Consider the following 18,095-nt stretch of genomic DNA (forward strand, 5'->3'; position numbering starts at 1 on the left):
ACCATGACCGACATCGGTGACAGCATTCCCCCGGTTCCGCTGACCCTGCCTGATGGCAGCAGCATCTCCGCTGCAGATTATGCGGGCAAGGCCTGGGTGCTGTATTTCTACCCCAAGGACGATACCAGCGGATGCACCAAGGAGGCGCAGGAGTTCAGCGCCGAGATGGCGGCGTTCGAGGCTGCCGGCGTTTCGGTTCTGGGCGTATCCAAGGACCCGCCGAAGAAGCACCAGAAGTTCATCGAGAAATACGACCTGACCGTGCCGCTGGCGAGCGATGCCGAGACCGACGGACTGGCCGAGGCGATGGGCGTGTGGATCGAAAAATCGATGTACGGCAAGAAATATATGGGGATGGACCGGTCGACGTTCCTGGTCGGCAAGGATGGCAAGGTCGTCCGCGTCTGGCGCAAGGTCAAGGTTGCCGGCCATGTCGCAGAGGTGCTCGCAGCAGCCCGTTCGCTCTGACATTTCTGCGCCGAATCATCGTTAATATGCACAGGGTCCGCCAAGGCTGTTGGCGGGCCCTTTTTGCTGCAATGGCCGAAATTTCCAATCATCGGGCGGGGCAAAAGGTTAACGAGAGCGCGCAGAACACGCCTTCAGGCGATGATTCTTGCGCTCCAGCACCCCGGAATCGGTCCCAAAATCGGCATATTTTTGCGCGATTAAACGACTCAACGTGCCAGCCAGCCGGTTTAACGCGCGGTCAGCGGTTGCGGGTTGCAGTGCACAAACCTTTCCCTCTACCCATGATCCTACGAAATCGGAGGGAAGGGGTTCCAACGATTTTTGTGTTTTTCTGCCCCGCCTCACCTGAGGCTGGGGACAAGAAGGACAGCTGCAAGGGCCTCATGGTCAGGCGGTTGCCCGATAACAAGGTGCTGAATATTCATGGTCGCAACCAGAATTGTCGCAACGGTCCTTACCACCACCACAGCCGGTCTGCTGTGCGCTGCATCACCCGCCTTTGCTGAAGGCAATTCCACCGATGTCGCCGCTGCCGTACCGCAGGTTTCGACCGAAAACGCACTCGGCGCCCAGGACACAGAATTTCGCGCTCTCTTCGCTGACTGGAAATCCCTCGAAAATCGCGAAACCGGACGGGTCTCCATCCCTTCGCGCAAGCCGGTTGATACCTTCAAGTTGACCAGCCAGTACGGCTTCCGCGCCGATCCGTTCGCCGGACGCCGCGCCCGCCACAAGGGCCTGGACATGGCAGGCCCGATCGGTACGCCGATCTACGCCACCGCCGATGGCGTTGTCGGTCGCGCACAATGGGTCGGTGGCTACGGCCAGTATGTCGAACTGAACCACGGCGGCGAAATCCAGACGCGTTACGGCCACCTCTCGCAGATCCTGGTGCAGCCCAACCAGCGCGTCACCAAGGGCCAGGTCATCGGTCTGATGGGATCGACTGGCCGCTCCACCGGCAGCCACCTGCACTATGAAGTGCGCATCGCCGGAAACTCGGTGAACCCGATGCCCTTCATCTCCTCGCGCGATTACCTGCTGGCGATGCAGGATGGCGGCAAGGTTGCCCAGGGCGGCCCTGCCGAATAATCGCTCCGGTTTTTCACATTTCCTGACATCAAGCGCCGGATTGTCCGGCGCTTTTTGTTTCTGCGCTCTGCGCGCGCCGCTTTCCCATTGCTTTAATCGCGCGATTAAACAATGATGCTCTCCATTATCGGGAATCGTTACGGAACGCGCCGAATGGCGGGCCAGACCATTCCGTTGATCAGGAGGGAATGTCGCAATGCATCCATCGGTCCATGCCCAGAGCCAGGGTGAAAAACCTGCGGTAATCATGGCGGGCTCGGGGCAGCAGGTCAGCTATGCTCAGCTCGACCGCCGCTCGAACCAGGTCGCGCACTATCTGCGCCAGCAGGGCATCGGCATCGGGGATACCGTGGCGCTATGCCTCGAAAATCGCGCCGAATATTTCGATATCGTCTGGGGCGCGCAGCGGGCGGGCCTGATCTTCGTGGCGATTTCCAACCGGCTGACGGCGGACGAGATCAGCTATATCCTCCAGGATAGCGGCGCGAAGCTGCTGTTCACGTCCAACTATCTTGGTGCGCAGCTCGGTGCGATCGCCGCTGCCTGTCCCGATGTTCCGGTCGCCAATCTGGACGATGCCGATGCGGTCGCCGCGATCAGCGCGATGCCCGCCACACCCATAGCCGATCAGCGCGCAGGATCGGACATGCTCTATTCGTCCGGCACGACGGGCCGCCCCAAGGGCGTGCGGCTGCCGCTTCCCGAAGATGGCGACATTGCCGCCAGCAACACGCTGGTCATGCTGGCCCAGGGTGCGTTCGGCTTTGGCCCCGACAGTATCTATCTGTCGCCTGCGCCGCTCTATCACGCCGCGCCGCTGCGCTGGTGCATGACGGTGCACAAGCTGGGCGGCACCGTGATCGTGATGGAGAAGTTCGACCCCGAAAATGCCCTGGCGCTGATCGAGAAATACAAGGTGAATGTCAGCCAGTGGGTGCCGACGCATTTCACCCGGATGCTCAAGCTGCCCGAAGCGGTGCGGAGCCGATATGATGTGTCGAGCCTCAGGTCTGCCGTCCATGCCGCTGCGCCCTGTCCGGTTCCGGTCAAGCAGGCGATGATCGACTGGTGGGGCCCGGTGCTGAAGGAATATTATGCCGGCACCGAAGGCAACGGCTTCACCTTTGTCTCGAGCGAGGACTGGCTGACGCACCAGGGTTCGGTCGGTCGCGCGCTGCTCGGCACGATCCGCATCTGCGACGAAGAGGGAAGGGAAGTGCCCGCGCGCACCGAGGGCACCGTGTTTTTCGAGGGCGGCGGGAAGTTCGAATATCACAATGATGCCAGCAAGACCAAGGAAGCAACGCATCCGCAAGGCTGGACGACCCTGGGCGATGTGGGCTGGGTGGACGAGGGGGGCTTTCTCTACCTCACCGATCGCAAGAGCTTCATGATCATCTCGGGCGGAGTGAACATCTACCCGCAGGAGATCGAGAACCTGCTCGTCAGCCACCCGAAGGTCGCCGATGCCGCCGTCATCGGGGCGCCATGCCCGGACATGGGCGAGCGTGTGGTGGCGATCGTCCAGCCGCTCGATCTGGCCGATGCCGGTGACGATCTGGCCGCAGAGCTGTCCACCTATCTGCGCGGGTCGCTCTCCGGCGTGAAGATGCCGCGCCAGATCGATTTCCGCGACGAGCTGCCCCGGCACGCCACGGGCAAGCTCTACAAGCGGCTGCTGCGCGACGAATATTGGGCTCAGGCCAAGGCGGCCGAAGCCGGGGCAGGAGCCTGAACCATGGCGACCATTGCACCCTCCGTGCTGCCGCCGGAGATTTCCTCGGCCATCGTCAACCCAGTCGCTTATGGCGAGTGGAATGGCATCAAGGAAAAATTCCGCTGGGCGCGCGACAACATGCCCGTCGGTCTTGTCCAGGCGGAGGGCTTCATGCCCTTCTGGGCGATCACCCGGCATGACGACATCATGACGGTGAGCAAGGACAACGCCCGGTTCCTCAACGCGCCCAAATCGGTGGTGCTCGGCCCGGTCGCGGTGCAGATGCTGACCCATATGATCACCGGCGGCAGCCCGCATCTGGTGCGCTCGCTGGTGACCATGGATGCGCCCGAGCACATGGATTACCGCAAGCTGACGCAGAGCTGGTTCATGCCCAAGAACCTGGGCAGCATCGAAGAGAAAATCCGCGGCATCGCGCGGGCCTCGGTCGATGCGATGCTGGCCACCGGCGGGTCGTGCGATTTCGTCCATCAGGTGTCGGCGCTCTACCCGCTGCACGTCGTGATGCAGATTCTCGGCGTCCCGCACGAGGACGAGCCGCTGATGCTCAAGCTGACGCAAGAGATGTTCGGCGGCGAGGACCCTGATCTCAACCGCGCCCGGTCGGTCGAGCTGACGCCCGAACAGGTCACCCAGTTCGTCATCGAAGCGGTGCGTGACTTCGAGGGATATTTCATGAAGCTGGCGGCCGATCGCCGCGCCAACCCGCAGGACGATGTCGCCACCGTCATCGCCAATGCGGTGGTCGATGGCGAACCGATCAGCGATCGCAATGCTGCCGGCTATTATATCATCGTTGCAGCTGCCGGCCATGATACCACGTCGGCCTCGACCGCAGGGGCAATGTGGGCGCTGGCCAAGGACCCGGAACAGTTCGCCCGGATCAAGGCCGATCGCAGCCTGCTGCCCGGCCTGATCGAAGAGGCGATCCGCTGGACCACGCCGGTGCAGCACTTCATGCGCACCGCGGCAGAGGATTGCGAGATCGGCGGACAGCGCATCGCCAAGGACGACTGGCTGATGCTGTGTTATGTCTCGGGCAATCATGACGAGCGGGTATTCCCCGATCCCGACCGGTTCGATGCCTCGCGCAGCCCCAATCGGCATGTCGCTTTCGGGGCGGGCGTCCACCAGTGCCTGGGCCTGCATCTGGCGCGGCTGGAAATGCGCATCCTGTTCGACGAGCTGCTCGACCGGATCGACAGCGTCGAGCTGGCCGGAACACCGCAGCGCGCCAGCAGCACCTTTGTCGGCGGGCCCAAGACCCTGCCGATCCGGTTTGTCGCGGCATGAGGTGCAGGATGAAATGATAGTGGTTTGCGGCAGGCGCTCGGTATAGCCTGTCGCACGACCTTATATGATAACAGCCCGGGCCGCTGGCACCGGGTACGCTTCACAGGAAAGGAATGTTGCGATGGTTCAGCAGTACAGCGTCCTCATCAACGGCAAGCTGGAAAAGCCCGGCAAATGGATCGATGTCGTCAACCCCGCCAACGAGCAGGTGATCGGCCAGGTTCCCGATTGCGGGCAGGAAGAGCTGGACCGCGCCGTCGCGGCAGCGCGCGCTGCGTTCAAGACCTGGAAGCATGTGCCCATCGAGGAACGCCGCGCGGTCATCCAGAAGATTTCCGCCGCGATCAAGGCCAATGCAGATGAACTGATGCGGCTGCTGACCAGCGAGCAGGGCAAGCCCCATGCCCAGGCAGCAGGCGAAATCCATGGTGCCGCTGCCATGGCCGCAGCCCAGTCCACCCTGACGCTGGAAGACGAGATCAACGAGGATAGCGACACCCGGCTGTCGCGCACCCGCCGCGTTCCCGTGGGCGTGGTCGGCGGTATTGTGCCGTGGAACTTCCCGGTGATGATGGCGGTGCAGAAGATCGTCCCCGCGCTGCTTTCCGGCTGCACGATGGTGCTCAAGCCCTCGCCCTTCACCCCGCTCGCCACGCTACGGATCATCGAGCTGATCGCGGACGAAGTGCCCGCAGGCGTGCTCAATGTCATCACCGGCGGCGATGACCTGGGGCCGCTGATCACTTCGCACCCCGATATCGACAAGATCACCTTCACCGGATCGACCGCGACCGGCAAGCGCGTGATGGAATCGGCTTCGAAGGACCTCAAGCGCATTACGCTGGAACTTGGCGGCAACGATGCCTCGATCGTGCTGCCCGATGCCGACGTCAAGAAGGTGGCCGAGCAGCTGTTCTGGTCGAGCTTCACGAATGCCGGGCAGATCTGCGTCGCGGCCAAGCGCATCTATATCCACGAGGACATCTATGACGAGCTGTCCGCCGCGATCGCCGAATATGCCCGTCATGTGAAGGTGGGCGATGGCGCCGAACAGGGCACGGCCGTCGGCCCGATCCAGAACAAGAAGCAGTATGAGCGCGTGCTCGATCTGATCCAGGATGCCAAGGACAATGGCTACAAGTTCCTGGTGGGCGGCGATCACGATCCCTCGATCCCCGGCTATTATGTGCCGATCACCATCCTCGACAATCCGCCCGAAGATGCGCGCATCGTGGCCGAAGAGCAGTTCGGTCCGGTCATGCCGCTGATGAAGTTTGCGACCGTCGAGGAAGCGATCCAGCGCGCCAATGCGTCCGATTACGGCTTGGCCGGTGCGGTCTGGACCGGTAACCCGGAAGAGGGCGTCAAGGTTGCCGAGCAGCTGGAAACAGGCACGGTGTGGGTCAACGAATATCTCCACCTGTCGCCGTTCGCGCCGTTTGCCGGCCACAAGCAGTCGGGCTTCGGTGCCGAATATGGCAAGGAAGGCCTGCTCGAGTTCACCTATCCGCAGGTCATCACGGTGAAGCGCGAAAAGGCGCTGGCCTGAACAAGATCCTCCTCGAGCCTGTCTCGGGGAGGGGGACCATCCGAAGGGTAGTGGCGGGGAAGCAAGATCATGCCTGATTTTGCCTTCTCCCCCTCCACCCCACGCTTCGCGTCGCGGCACCCCTCTCCTGGTAAGCTGCAGGAGGATTTTTCTTTCCGTTGACGTAAGTCTCGACGCGGTTTAACCGTGCGATTAAATCCATCGCGGAGTCGGCCAGGATCAGTGCCGCCCCGCGTCATCTGCAAGGAGAGGCCTGATGGCTCATGCTTATATCGTAGACGCAGTCCGCACTGCTGGTGGCCGTCGTGGCGGCCGTCTTGCCGGTGTTCACCCGGTTGATCTCGGCGCGGCCGTGTTCGACGCCATTGCCGCGCGCAATGATTTCGATCCCAAGGCAATTGACGACGTCATCACCGGCTGCGTGATGCAGGGCGGCGAGCAGACCATGGACCTGGGTCGCAATGCGATCCTGGCGTCCAAGCTGCCCGACAGCATCCCTGCCGTCACCATCGACCGTCAGTGCGGATCGTCGCAGCAGTCGATGCAGTTTGCAGCGCAGGCGGTGATGAGCGGCACGCAGGACATCGTGCTGGCCAGCGGCATCGAAAGCATGACCCGCGTACCGATGGGTTCGACCGCCGTTCTGTACATGAAGGCCGGCATGGGCAACTACAAGTCGGCGCGGCTTGAAGAAGCCTTTCCGGGCGTGATGTTCAGCCAGTTCGATGGCGCGGAAATGATCGTCAAGAAGCATGGCCAGACCAAGGAGCAGCTCGACGCCTATTCGCTCGAGAGCCATCGCCGTGCAGCTGCTGCCACCCAGGCAGGTGCATTCGACAACGAGATCGTGCCGGTCGAGATCGAGACGCCCGAAGGCAAGGAATGGCACAAGATCGATGAGGGCATCCGCTTCGATGCCACGCTCGAAGGCATTGCCGGCGTCAAGCCGATTTCCGATGCGGGCGTGCTGTCGGCTGCCAATGCCAGCCAGATCTGCGACGGTGCCTCGGCAGTGCTGATCGTCTCGGAACAGGCGCTCAAGGATCATGGCCTGACCCCGCGCGCGCGCATCCATCATGTGTCGGTGACCGCCGGCGATCCGGTGATCATGCTCGAAGAACCGCTGTTCGCCACCGAGCGCGCGCTCAAGCGGGCAGGCATGAAGATCGACGACATCGATCTGTATGAAGTGAATGAGGCGTTTGCGCCGGTGCCGCTGGCCTGGCTGTCGTATCTCGGTGCGCACCATGACCGGCTGAACGTCAATGGCGGCGCGATCGCGCTGGGCCATCCGCTCGGCGCTTCGGGCACCAAGCTGATGTCCACCCTGCTCAATGCGCTCGAAAAGCGCGGCGGCAAATACGGCCTGCAGACGATGTGCGAAGGCGGCGGCCAGGCCAACGTCACGATCATCGAACGCCTGGGCTGACCGGCAATTTACCCCCTCTCCTGAACGGGGGGGGGAACCGCAAAGCGGTGGAGGGGCAATGAGCCCGTGCGGCGATGATCTTATGGCGCCGGGTTCGCTCTCCCTTCATCCGTTCTCTGGGCTGAAGCCTCCCCCCGCAGGGAGGGCCAGATACCTCAATCACCACCATTCAAACGGGGCTTAATCATGAAACTCGATTCCTCCATCTCTGCCGTCGTCACCGGTGGCGCTTCCGGCCTGGGTGCCGCGACCGCCCGCGCGCTTGCCGCCAAGGGCGTCAAGGTCGCCATTTTCGACCTGCAGGAAGAAAAGGGCACCGCGCTCGCCAATGAAATCGGCGGCGTGTTCTGCGAAGTGAACGTGACCGACGATGCCAGCGTCGATGCCGGCTTTGCAAAGGCCCGCGCCGCCATCGGCCAGGAGCGTATCCTGGTGAACTGCGCCGGAACCGGCAATGCGATCAAGACCGCCAGCCGCTCGAAGGAAGACGGCAGCATCAAGCACTTCCCGCTCGATGCCTTCAACTGGATCGTCCAGATCAACCTGGTCGGCACCTTCCGCTGCATCGCCAAGTCGGCCGCCGGCATGATGACGCTCGATCCGCTTCCCGATGGCGACCGCGGCGCGATCGTCAACACCGCATCGGTGGCGGCAGAAGACGGTCAGATCGGCCAGGCAGCCTATTCGGCATCGAAGGGCGGTGTTGTCGGCATGACGCTCCCGATCGCGCGTGACCTCTCCAGCGAGGCGATCCGCGTCAACACTATCCTGCCCGGCATCTTCAACACCCCGCTGCTGGCCGCCGCGCCGCAGCCGGTCAAGGATGCGCTGGGTGCATCGGTGCCGTTCCCCAAGCGCCTCGGCAATCCCGAGGAATATGCCCAGCTCGCCATGACCATGATCGAGTGCGGCTATTTCAACGGTGAAGATGTCCGTCTCGACGGCGGCATCCGCATGGCACCGCGCTGATCGCGATCGGGCCCTGCCAGGCGCAATGCCTGGCGGGGCCACGGCTTTTCCTGGAGGCGACCGCATGGACTATACCGCAATCCGCTACGCCGTGGCCGATGGCATTGCGACCATCACGCTGAGCCGCCCGGAAAAGATGAACGCCTTCACCAACACGATGATGGCCGAGCTGATCCACGCATTTGACGCGGTGGATGCCGATGATGCGGTCCGTGCAGTCATCATGACGGGGGAGGGCAGGGCCTTTTGCGCCGGAGCGGACCTTACGCCCGATGGCGGCGGCGGGCCTTTTTCCAGCGACGATCCGGTCACCGACTTTTCCGACGCGCGGGTGCGCGACGGTGGCGGTCTGCTGACGCTGCGGATCTTCCAGTGCAAGAAGCCGGTGATCGGCGCGATCAACGGCGCTGCCGTGGGCATCGGCGTCACCATGCAATTGCCGATGGACATGCGGCTGGCATCGACCAATGCCCGGTTTGGGTTCGTTTTCGCCCGGCGCGGGATCGTGCCTGAGGCAGCGTCGTCCTGGTTCCTGCCGCGCCTGGTCGGCCAGCAGCGCGCGCTCGAATGGTGCATGACCGGACGCGTGTTCGGGGCGGATGAAGCCCTGGCAGGCGGGCTGGTACGATCGGTTCACGAACCCGAGGACCTGATCCCCGCTGCGACTGCATTGGCGCGCGAGATCATCGACAATACCGCCCCTGTCTCGGTCGCGCTCACTCGCGCGATGCTCTGGCGTCTGCCTTCCGCACCGCACCCGATGCACGCGCACCGGGTCGACAGCCGCGCCATCTATACGCGTTCGCGCTCGGGCGACGCCGCAGAGGGCATTTCCAGCTTCCTCGAGAAGCGTGCGGCGAACTATCCCGATCGGGTTGCATCGGACATGCCGGTTTTCTATCCATGGTGGGATGAACCAGGATATGAATGACATCACCGCCGACGGTGAACTCAATGCGCGGGACCAGTTGATCGAAGCGGCCAGCCAGATCATGCGCGATGGCGATCAGGTCGACCTGTCGCTGAGCGAGCTGTCGCTGCGATCGGGGTTGAACAGCGCGCTGGTCAAATATTATTTCGGCAACAAGCAGGGGCTGATGCTCGCGCTGCTCGAGCGCGACATGCGCAACATCGTCAACAGCCTTGACGCGTTGCTGGCCAAGGATTTTGCGCCGGACGAGAAGCTGCGGGTGCATATCCGCGCGGTGATCGGCACCTATTTCCGCTTCCCCTATCTCAACCGGCTGTTGATGCGCATGGTGCGCGATGCGGCGCCAGAGGTATCGCGCAAGATCGCCGATGATTATCTGGTGCCGATATCAAAAGCCTATAGCCGGTTGATTGACGAGGGTGTCCAGAAGGGCCTCTTCCGCCCGATCGATCCGCAGCTTTTCTATTTCACCGTCACCGGAGCGGCCGATCGGTTCTTCTCCGCCCGATTGGTATTGCATCATTGCTTCGGTCTCAGCGAATTGACCGAGCAGATGCGCGACGATTATGCCGATCACACGCTTGACATCATCATGCCGGGGCTACTTGTGGCAAAATCGGGAATCTGACACCGGTTAACCGTGACGTTCTGACCAGCCAAAGGTTACATACGTTCGGATCACGGTAATAAACTTGCTCGTTTGGGTAATTTTCCATAAACGGGGCTGATGACGAAATCTGCCGCCCGATTCCCCGCTGACGCATCAGGTCATACCAATGCGCAAGATGGTTCTGCTCGGACCATTTCTGCAATCGATGAGCAAGCCTTTATCGAGGCTAGCGAGCGGTTGTCGCTTGCGCTTGATCAGGCTGCATCGGGGCGTACGCATGATGATATCGCGGTGGCGCGGCAGCGGCTGCGCGAACTCGCGGTAAGGCTGCGTGACGCAGGCTATTGGCGCAATGACAAGCATGGTCTGCGGGCGACCGTTTCGCTGCTGTGGCAAGCTGACCGCTATGTCAGTGAAATGGCCCTGAACAGGGCGAAGGGCGAATGACGCTCGCGGTCTGATCGACGAAAATTCTATTCTTCACACCTGCCGGGTCGCAACGGATGCAGGTATGAAGCGGTGGGCCGGCTGCGGCTTTGAGGCAAGTCCTGCGCCGGCCCACCATCGCGCTACAATGCGCAATGTTACAGTTTTATGGCAGATACTGTGCCAAAATGTAACGCTTCAATAAACCGTGACGCTTTACTTCGCGACCGTCCAAGTCTGCGCCTGGCAGAACATGGCGATACAGCCTTCGACGCTCAATGTGCCATTCTTGCCCGCAGTTACGATGGACCGATAGGTCTTGCCACTTTCCGGGTCATAAATCTTGCCGCGCCATTTCTTGCCATCGGCAACAAAGCCGGTGAGGATCGGCAGACCGACCAGCTTGCGCTTGCGCAGATTGGCGTCGGGGTTGTTGACGTCGGTCGTGACGCCGTTCTTCGGCTGCTCGATAAACCGGGTCAGTCGTCCGCACATGGTCTTGCCACACGGGGCGATCGTGACGACGGCGCGCTTGCCCTTGGTGTACCATTGGCCCTGAATGGACTCGGATGCATGGGCAGGCATGGCGGTCGCCAGCAGGCTTGCCCCCAAAATTGCGGCGAAAGCCGACACGCGCATATTGTTCTCCATTCAGCTTGCGATTAGCCTGTCTGCCAGCCCCGCTCTAGACGGGGGTGAAGCGGCGGTTCGCGCTGTTGATAACGCGGGGAGGGACGAGCATGAAGCGGAAACTTTCAGGTCTGGCATCACTGGTCGCAATCGCCATGGCAGCGCCTTTGGCGGCGAAGGATATTGCCGTCGCCCCCGGTGACGGTGCGCAGGAGCGGTTGCAGGAAGCCCTGATCCTCGCCCAGCCCGGCGATGTGGTGGTGCTGGGCGAAGGCCGGTTCGATCTGACCGACGGTCTGTCGCTCGACGTCGCGGGTGTCACGGTCAAGGGTGCTGGGCCCGACAAGTCCGTGCTCAGCTTCGCGAAGCAGATGGCGGCAGGCGAGGGGCTGCTGGTCACGTCCGACAATGTAGTGCTGCGCGATTTCGCGGTCGAGGACAGCAAGGGCGATGCGATCAAGTCCAAGGGCGCCGACAATATCGTCTATCACAACATCCGCGTCGAATGGACCGGCGGGCCCAAGGAGACCAATGGTGCCTATGGCATCTATCCGGTCGAGTCCGAAAATGTGCTGATCGATTCGGTGCTGGTCATCGGCGCGTCGGATGCCGGGATTTATGTCGGACAGTCGCGGAACATCGTTGTGCGCGATTCCGTAGCCCGCTTCAACGTTGCCGGAATCGAGATCGAGAACAGCTTCAACGCCGATGTGCACGACAATGTCGCGACCAAGAACACCGGCGGCATTTTGGTCTTCGACCTGCCCAACCTGCCGCAACAGGGCGGGCACAATGTGCGCGTGTTCGACAATGTCGTGGTCGAGAACGACACGCCCAATTTTGCGCCCAAGGGCAATATTGTCGCCAGCGTGCCGACAGGTACGGGCGTGATGGTGATGGCCAATCGCGACATCGAGATTTTCGACAATGTGTTCGAGGGCAACGGGTCTTCGAACATCATGATCATCGGCTATCGTCAGAAGTTCGAGGACGCGAAATACCAGCCGATGGTGCGCAATGTCCGCATCAGCGACAATGCGCATGGCAAGACCGGCTTTGCACCGAAATTTGCCGGTGGCGACATGCTGGCCGCAGCCTTTGGCGGCAGCGTTCCGCCGATCATCTGGGATGGTGTCGGCGGCGCAGAGGCGCAGGTCTTCTCCAGCGACGAAGTGCCGGTGCTCAACCTGGGCATGACCAAGTCCGATCAGCCGATCGAGACGGCGCAGCCGGCGCTCGCCAAGCTGACGGGCGATGCCGCGCCCAGGCTGCCCAAAATCGTGATGCCCGAAGCGATGGAAGCGGCCATCCGGTGAGAACCTGGGGCGTCCCGGCCGCGCTGGCGGCCGCCGCGCTGCTGACAAGCGCTGCGCCTGCGCCATTGTCGGTCAACGACACGGTGATCACCGCGCCGGGCCTTCCGAAAAAGCTCTCCGAATTCGGCTTTTTCAGCGGACCAGGCGTGGCGCGGCCGTCGCCGGTGCTGACCGCCTACAGCCTGAACACTCCGCTATTTTCCGACTATGCCGAAAAGCAACGCTTCATCTATCTGCCGGCAGGCGCACGGGTGGGTGCGGATTCATCGGGACGGCTCGCGTTTCCGGTCGGCAGCGCGCTGATCAAGACGTTCGGATACGGCATGGGCGCGGCCTTCCGTCCCATCGAAACGCGGGTGCTGCTGCGCCGCGCCGGCGGATGGGAAGCGCTGCCCTATGTCTGGAACGCGGATCTCAGCGATGCTGATCTGAAAGTTGCGGGCACGCGCCTGCCAGTGACGGTGACCCGGCCCAATGGCCAGAGCATCGCCATCAGCTATGCCGTGCCGAACAAGAACCAATGCAAGGAATGCCATTCAGCCGCGGGCGAAGTGGTGCCGATCGGCCCAGTGGCTGCCAATCTGAATATCGCGCCAGCATCGGCCAAGCCGTTCCGGGCGCGGATCGACTGGGCGGGCAAGCCGAACCTGGGCGACGGACCGGTGTGGAACGACCCCGCTACCGGATCGCTCGATGCGCGGGCGCGAGCCTATCTGATGGTCAATTGCGCGCATTGTCATAATCCGCAGGGATCGGCGAGCAATTCGGGCCTGTTCCTGTCCTATGCCGCTGCGTCAGATCGTGCTGCGACGGGTATCTACAAACGGCCGGTGGCAGCGGGCCGTGGCAGCGGCGGGCGCGATTTCGCGATCACGCCGGGACATCCCGACCAATCGATCATGATATACCGCATGGCGTCCACGGAGCCGGGCGTGGCCATGCCCGAAGTCGGGCGATCGATGGTGCATGAAGAGGGGGTCGCGCTGATCCGCGAATGGATTTCCTCGCTCCCCCAGGACTAGCGTCCAAGATTGGGGCTTGCGCCTGCCCGCGCCTGGTTTAGCAGAGGGGCGAAATCGGCGTTCTAGGGGCAGACCAGCATGAGCGAATGGACCATTGGCGTGATCGGCGGATCGGGCCTGTATGCGATTGACGGGCTGGAGGACGCGCAATCCATCCGCATCGACAGCCCCTTTGGCGAGGCATCGGATGATGTCGTCATCGGCACGCTGCACGGCCACAGATTCGTCTTCCTGCCGCGCCATGGCAAGGGCCATCGGCTGAGCCCGACCGACGTCAATGCGCGCGCGAATATCGATGTGCTCAAACGGGCTGGCTGCACCGATATCGTCGCGATCTCCGCCATCGGATCGCTGCGCGAAGAGCTTGCGCCGGGCAGCTTCGTGCTGGTGGACCAGTTCATCGACCGCACCGTGCACCGCAACAGCAGCTTTTTCGGCACCGGCATGGTCGCGCATGTCTCGATGGCCGATCCGGTCTGCCCGAGGCTCGCCACGCTCGCGGCGGGGGCTGCACGTGCAGCCGGGGCCCAGGTGCATGAGGGCGGAACCTATCTCGCGATGGAGGGGCCGCAATTTTCCAGCCGCGCCGAAAGCCATATGTACCGCTCCTGGGGCTGCGACGTGATCGGCATGACGGCGATGCCCGAAGCCAAGCTCGCGCGCGAGGCCGAGCTGCCTTATGCGCTGGTCGGCATGGTCACCGATTATGACTGTTGGCGCGAGGGCGAGGACCATGTCGAGGTCGGCGCGATCATCGCGCAGATGAACGCCAATTCGGCCAGGGCGCGCGAAATGGTGATCGAACTGGCCAAGACGCTGCCCGCAACCCGCGAGCCGAGCGCGATCGATACCTGTCTCGATTTCGCGCTGATCACGGCGCCCGAAGCGCGTGACCCCGCGCTGCTCGCCAGGCTCGATGCGGTCGCAGGACGCGCGCTGAAAAAGCGCTGAGGCGGGGCTTTCAGGCGCTGCTGGCGCCGCGCACCGTGCTGCCCTGAGCCAGCGCCCAGCGGGTGATCGCGGCCATGCCTGTCGTTCCGCCTCGCACCGCCAGCCGCGCGGGCAGCGAGATCGACAGCCCATGCATGGATCGCGCCCAGCGCGGCAACAGATCGACGCCCGCCTGCATGGTCATGTGGTGGAATGGCGCAAGCCGTGGCGTGGCTGCAGGCTGATGCAGCAACAGATCGGCAATCTCGCGCGTCCGCTCGTCGAAACGCAGACGAGGCCTGGCCTTGCGGACCATCTGCTGGGCCTCGCGATAGCTCATCGGTACGGGATCAGCGCCGAGTAGACGGCCCATTTGCGCCATTTCAGCGAAATAGCGGTCACGCTCGCGCATGCCCATATGCGGCTTGCGATAGCGAATGAAAGCCTCGAGGAAGCAGAGGCTCTCGGTCACATGCACCCAGGCCAGCGATTCCGGATCATTGGCGAAATAGGGCGTGCCATCGGGAAGGGTCCCACGCACATGATCATGGATACGCCGGATCCGCGCGATCTCGCCCAGCGCTTGCTCCCGGTCGCCATAGGTGGTGCGGGCAAGGAAAGCCGCCGTGCGGCGCAGGCGTCCGCGCATGTCCTGGCGGAAGACCGAATGATCCCATACGCCCGCGAGCACCCGTGGGTCGAGCATCTGCAGCAGCAACGAGGCGATGCCGCCGATCATCATCGGCGTGACATCGCCATGGACCTGCCAGCAGACCGATTGCGGCCCGAACAAGCCATTGTCCTGCCTTGATATTTCGATGACCTGCCCGCCCGGTTCCGCAAAGATGCGGCGGATTTCGGTTCCGATGGAATCGCGCAGGCTTGGCATGGGTTCAATATGGGCCCGCACGCGCCTTTTGCCAACGCCTCGCTGCTTCTTTCCCGCGACGGCAACATCCTTGATTTTACACCGGTTTGACCCCGTCCTGAGGGTGTTGGTAACGCTTTGCTAATCGCGCATATCTATGGCTGTAGCGATGTTCGGACAGAAGCAATCAGAACTGGCAGTCGGGGATTCAGGCACCGCCGGTCTCTTGTCCGCGCGGTCGCTGCTGGCCATTTGCGCCCTGTGGCCGGTGGTCATGGGCGTGCGTGCGGTTGCCATGTTGCTTGCTGCAGGGGCGACCGGCTTTGCCGCGGCTATTCTGACACTGCCTTTCATGGTGGCGGCATCGCTCTCTGTCGTCATCGATCTTGCTATCTTTCTGCCCGGGCGCAGCGATGCCTTCCGCAAGGCGCTGGGCGACAGCTTTCCGACCATGCTCTCGGCTATCGTGTGCGTGTCGACCGTGTGCTTTTCCTTCGCCGTTGTCAGCCTTGTTTCCGACAGTTCAGAAGCGAGCATCCTGATCGGGATGATGGCGCTGCTTGGCGCGCTGCTCCCGACCATGGCCGTGCTGGCGCCGCACCGGATGCTGATGTTCCTTGCGTGCATGGCAACCGGCCTGGGCGTACTGCTGGCGGCCTGGGACCTTCGCTTCGCGCTGGGCACCCTGGTGTTCCTGCCCGCGATGCTGATGATCGCGCTGATCCGCAGCAAGGATGATCGCGAGCAAGAAGCCGCGCTGGACCAGCAGAAGCTCAACCATGAGCGCGCGCGCTGCCTGCTGACCGATTATGAAAAGTCCGGGCGGGGCTGGTTCTGGGAAACCGATCGGCACGGCCGCATCGTGTATATCAGCGCAGAGGCAGTGATTGCGATCGAGGCTGATCCTGCGACCATCATCGGCCAACCACTGAGCTCGGTGATCTGCTCTCCGGGATCGGAAGGCGGCGGCAGCGAGCGGACGTTCAACTTCCATTTCTCGGCGCGTACAGCCTTTAGCGATCTGGCGGTGCGCGTCGCGCAGTCCGAGGAAGAGCGTGCCTGGTCGCTGTCCGGCGCTCCATTCTACAACGAGTTCGGCCAGTTCGTGGGCTTTCGCGGCCATGGTACCGACCTGACCGAGGTCAAGCGCTCGCACGAGGCGGTCACCCAGCTTGCGCGCTATGACAATCTGACGGGGCTGGCCAACCGCCTGTACATCAAGGAACTGTTCGAAAAGGCGCTGACCGGTCATCGCGGAGAGCCCAGCCCTTGCGCGCTGTTCCTGCTCGATCTCGACCGGTTCAAGCAGGTCAACGACACGCTTGGCCATCCCATTGGCGATGCGCTGCTCAAGCAGGTGTCGGAGCGTCTGAAGCGGACCATCGGCGATAGCGGCGAGGTTGGACGGCTCGGCGGCGACGAATTTCAGGTGGTGCTGCCCGGCATCATCAGCGAGGATCGGTTGGCCGATATCGCCCGCTCGGTGATCATCAACCTCAGCCATCCGTATATGGTCGAAGGCAACCAGATCGTCATCGGCGCATCGGTGGGCATTGCCATTGCCGATGGACGCCAGCACCCCGGTGCGGAAACGCTGATCCGCAATGCCGATCTCGCGCTGTACTCCGCCAAGGAAAACGGCCGCGGCATCTGGAAGTTCTACAGCGAGGACATGCACAAGGTCGCGCATGAACGCCGCGCGCTCGAAGGCGAACTGCGCGCCGCGCTGCAGGCAGGCGGCATGAGCATCGCCTATCAGCCGGTGGTCAATGTTGCGACCGAAACGATCAGCGGCTTCGAGGCGCTGGCACGCTGGAACCACCCGGTGCGCGGGCCGATCAGCCCCGGAGCCTTCGTCCCGATCGCCGAGGAATCGGGCCTGATCATGCAGCTGGGCGAATGGGTGCTGCGAACCGCCTGTGCGGATGCCGCCAACTGGCCCAAGCAGGTCCGCATCGCCGTCAACGTCTCGCCGATGCAGTTTGCAGACCCGGCTTTTCCGTCGATCGTGCTCAACGCGCTCGCGCAGAGCGGGCTGGAGCCCGAGCGGCTGGAACTGGAAATCACCGAAAGCGTGTTTCTGGACGACAAGCTCGACGCCACGCGCATCTTCGAGCGACTCAAGGGCATCGGGGTCCGCCTGGCGCTCGACGATTTCGGCACCGGCTATTCGGCGCTGGGTTATCTGCGCAGCGCGCCGTTCGACAAGATCAAGATCGACCAGAGCTTCGTGCGCGGTGCTGCGCAATCGGGAAGCGCCAACAGCGCCATCATCCGCTCGATCGTCTCGCTGGCCGAGGCATTGAACATGGAAACCACCGCGGAGGGCGCGGAGACGATCGACGAGCTCGAACTGATCCGCTCGCTGGGGTGCAGCCATGTCCAGGGCTATATCTATGGCAAGCCGGTGGGCCTGGTCGAGGCCACCGAGCGGCTGGCAGGGCTGGACAGCCATGTCGAGCCGATCGGTCATCAGCGCAGCCGCGAAACCCGCTACAAGGTGCTGCGGACCATCGGCATCCACCATGACGGCTATTGCTACCCTGCGCGGATCAAGAACATTTCGCCCGGTGGCGCGCTGATCGAAGGGCTGTGGGATGTGCCTGCGGGCACCGAGTTCGATGTGGCGCTGGGTGCGAACATGAAGGTGCGGGCCGTGGCGCGCTGGTCCGTCGAGGATCGCTGCGGCCTGCAGTTCATCGTGCCGATCAGCCTGGAACGCTTCCGCCAGTCCAGCCCGCCGCAGATCGCAACCGGCTATCCCGAGCAGATGCGCGCCTGACCGGGTGACAGTGCGCGCCGAGAGGGCTAAGAACGCACG

General features: G+C 62.8%; 16 protein-coding genes. 14 read left to right on the top strand and 2 right to left on the bottom strand.

Going from position 1 to position 18,095, the window contains the following annotated elements:
* The first annotated feature begins 3 nt into the window (after positions 1-3).
* The 10 genes from OU999_03685 (at position 4) to OU999_03730 (ending at position 10,529) form a co-directional block, all read left to right on the top strand.
* The gene (locus OU999_03685; protein WAC24304.1) at positions 4-468 is read left to right on the top strand and encodes a peroxiredoxin; all 465 of its coding nucleotides are present in this window, start codon (positions 4-6) and stop codon (positions 466-468) included.
* 426 nt (positions 469-894) lie between these two features.
* Entirely contained in the window at positions 895-1,563 is a 669-nt protein-coding gene (locus OU999_03690) for a M23 family metallopeptidase (protein ID WAC24305.1), read from the top strand.
* A 196-nt stretch (positions 1,564-1,759) separates the two neighbouring features.
* Positions 1,760-3,298, top strand: a complete 1,539-nt coding sequence (locus tag OU999_03695; GenBank protein WAC24306.1) for an acyl-CoA synthetase — start codon at positions 1,760-1,762, stop codon at positions 3,296-3,298.
* Between the two features lie 3 nt (positions 3,299-3,301).
* Entirely contained in the window at positions 3,302-4,594 is a 1,293-nt protein-coding gene (locus OU999_03700) for a cytochrome P450 (protein ID WAC24307.1), read from the top strand.
* 121 nt (positions 4,595-4,715) lie between these two features.
* Positions 4,716-6,143: an aldehyde dehydrogenase family protein gene (locus OU999_03705; protein ID WAC24308.1), complete on the top strand. Its 1,428-nt coding sequence runs from the start codon at positions 4,716-4,718 to the stop codon at positions 6,141-6,143.
* A 256-nt stretch (positions 6,144-6,399) separates the two neighbouring features.
* Positions 6,400-7,572: an acetyl-CoA C-acetyltransferase gene (locus tag OU999_03710; GenBank protein ID WAC24309.1), complete on the top strand. Its 1,173-nt coding sequence runs from the start codon at positions 6,400-6,402 to the stop codon at positions 7,570-7,572.
* Positions 7,573-7,758: 186 nt separating this feature from the next.
* Complete coding sequence (locus OU999_03715; GenBank protein ID WAC24310.1) at positions 7,759-8,541, top strand: SDR family NAD(P)-dependent oxidoreductase; 783 nt, start codon at positions 7,759-7,761, stop codon at positions 8,539-8,541.
* A gap of 64 nt (positions 8,542-8,605) precedes the next feature.
* Positions 8,606-9,472 carry a crotonase/enoyl-CoA hydratase family protein gene (locus OU999_03720; protein WAC24311.1) on the top strand — a complete coding sequence of 289 codons (867 nt, stop codon included), beginning with the start codon at positions 8,606-8,608 and terminating at the stop codon, positions 9,470-9,472.
* Positions 9,465-10,100, top strand: a complete 636-nt coding sequence (locus OU999_03725) for a TetR family transcriptional regulator C-terminal domain-containing protein (protein WAC24312.1) — start codon at positions 9,465-9,467, stop codon at positions 10,098-10,100. Before OU999_03720 ends, OU999_03725 begins: the two co-directional genes overlap by 8 nt.
* A gap of 99 nt (positions 10,101-10,199) precedes the next feature.
* On the top strand, positions 10,200-10,529 hold the full coding sequence (locus OU999_03730) for a hypothetical protein (GenBank protein WAC24313.1): 330 nt from the start codon (positions 10,200-10,202) through the stop codon (positions 10,527-10,529).
* Positions 10,530-10,724: 195 nt separating this feature from the next.
* On the opposite strand, the gene OU999_03735 is transcribed toward OU999_03730, so the two are convergent.
* Positions 10,725-11,159, bottom strand: coding sequence for a DUF2147 domain-containing protein (locus OU999_03735; protein WAC24314.1), 435 nt, complete (start codon positions 11,157-11,159; stop codon positions 10,725-10,727).
* Positions 11,160-11,248: 89 nt separating this feature from the next.
* On the opposite strand from OU999_03735, the gene OU999_03740 reads away from it, so the two are divergent.
* From OU999_03740 to OU999_03750, 3 genes are all read left to right on the top strand, one after another.
* Positions 11,249-12,454 (top strand): right-handed parallel beta-helix repeat-containing protein, encoded by a 1,206-nt coding sequence (locus OU999_03740; protein WAC24315.1) that lies wholly within the window; start codon positions 11,249-11,251, stop codon positions 12,452-12,454.
* Entirely contained in the window at positions 12,451-13,476 is a 1,026-nt protein-coding gene (locus tag OU999_03745; GenBank protein ID WAC24316.1) for a hypothetical protein, read from the top strand. The genes OU999_03740 and OU999_03745 overlap by 4 nt, the downstream gene beginning before the upstream one ends.
* Positions 13,477-13,554: 78 nt before the next feature.
* Entirely contained in the window at positions 13,555-14,427 is an 873-nt protein-coding gene (locus OU999_03750; protein ID WAC24317.1) for an S-methyl-5'-thioadenosine phosphorylase, read from the top strand.
* A 10-nt stretch (positions 14,428-14,437) separates the two neighbouring features.
* On the opposite strand, the gene OU999_03755 is transcribed toward OU999_03750, so the two are convergent.
* Entirely contained in the window at positions 14,438-15,295 is an 858-nt protein-coding gene (locus tag OU999_03755; protein WAC24318.1) for an oxygenase MpaB family protein, read from the bottom strand.
* A gap of 148 nt (positions 15,296-15,443) precedes the next feature.
* Between OU999_03755 and OU999_03760 the strand changes: the two genes are divergently transcribed.
* A complete protein-coding gene (locus OU999_03760; GenBank protein WAC24319.1) occupies positions 15,444-18,056 on the top strand; it encodes an EAL domain-containing protein in 2,613 nt (870 codons plus the stop codon).
* The last annotated feature ends 39 nt before the right edge of the window (positions 18,057-18,095 follow it).

It is taken from the genome of Blastomonas sp. SL216 (genome assembly GCA_026625625.1).
GTDB lineage: Bacteria > Pseudomonadota > Alphaproteobacteria > Sphingomonadales > Sphingomonadaceae > Blastomonas.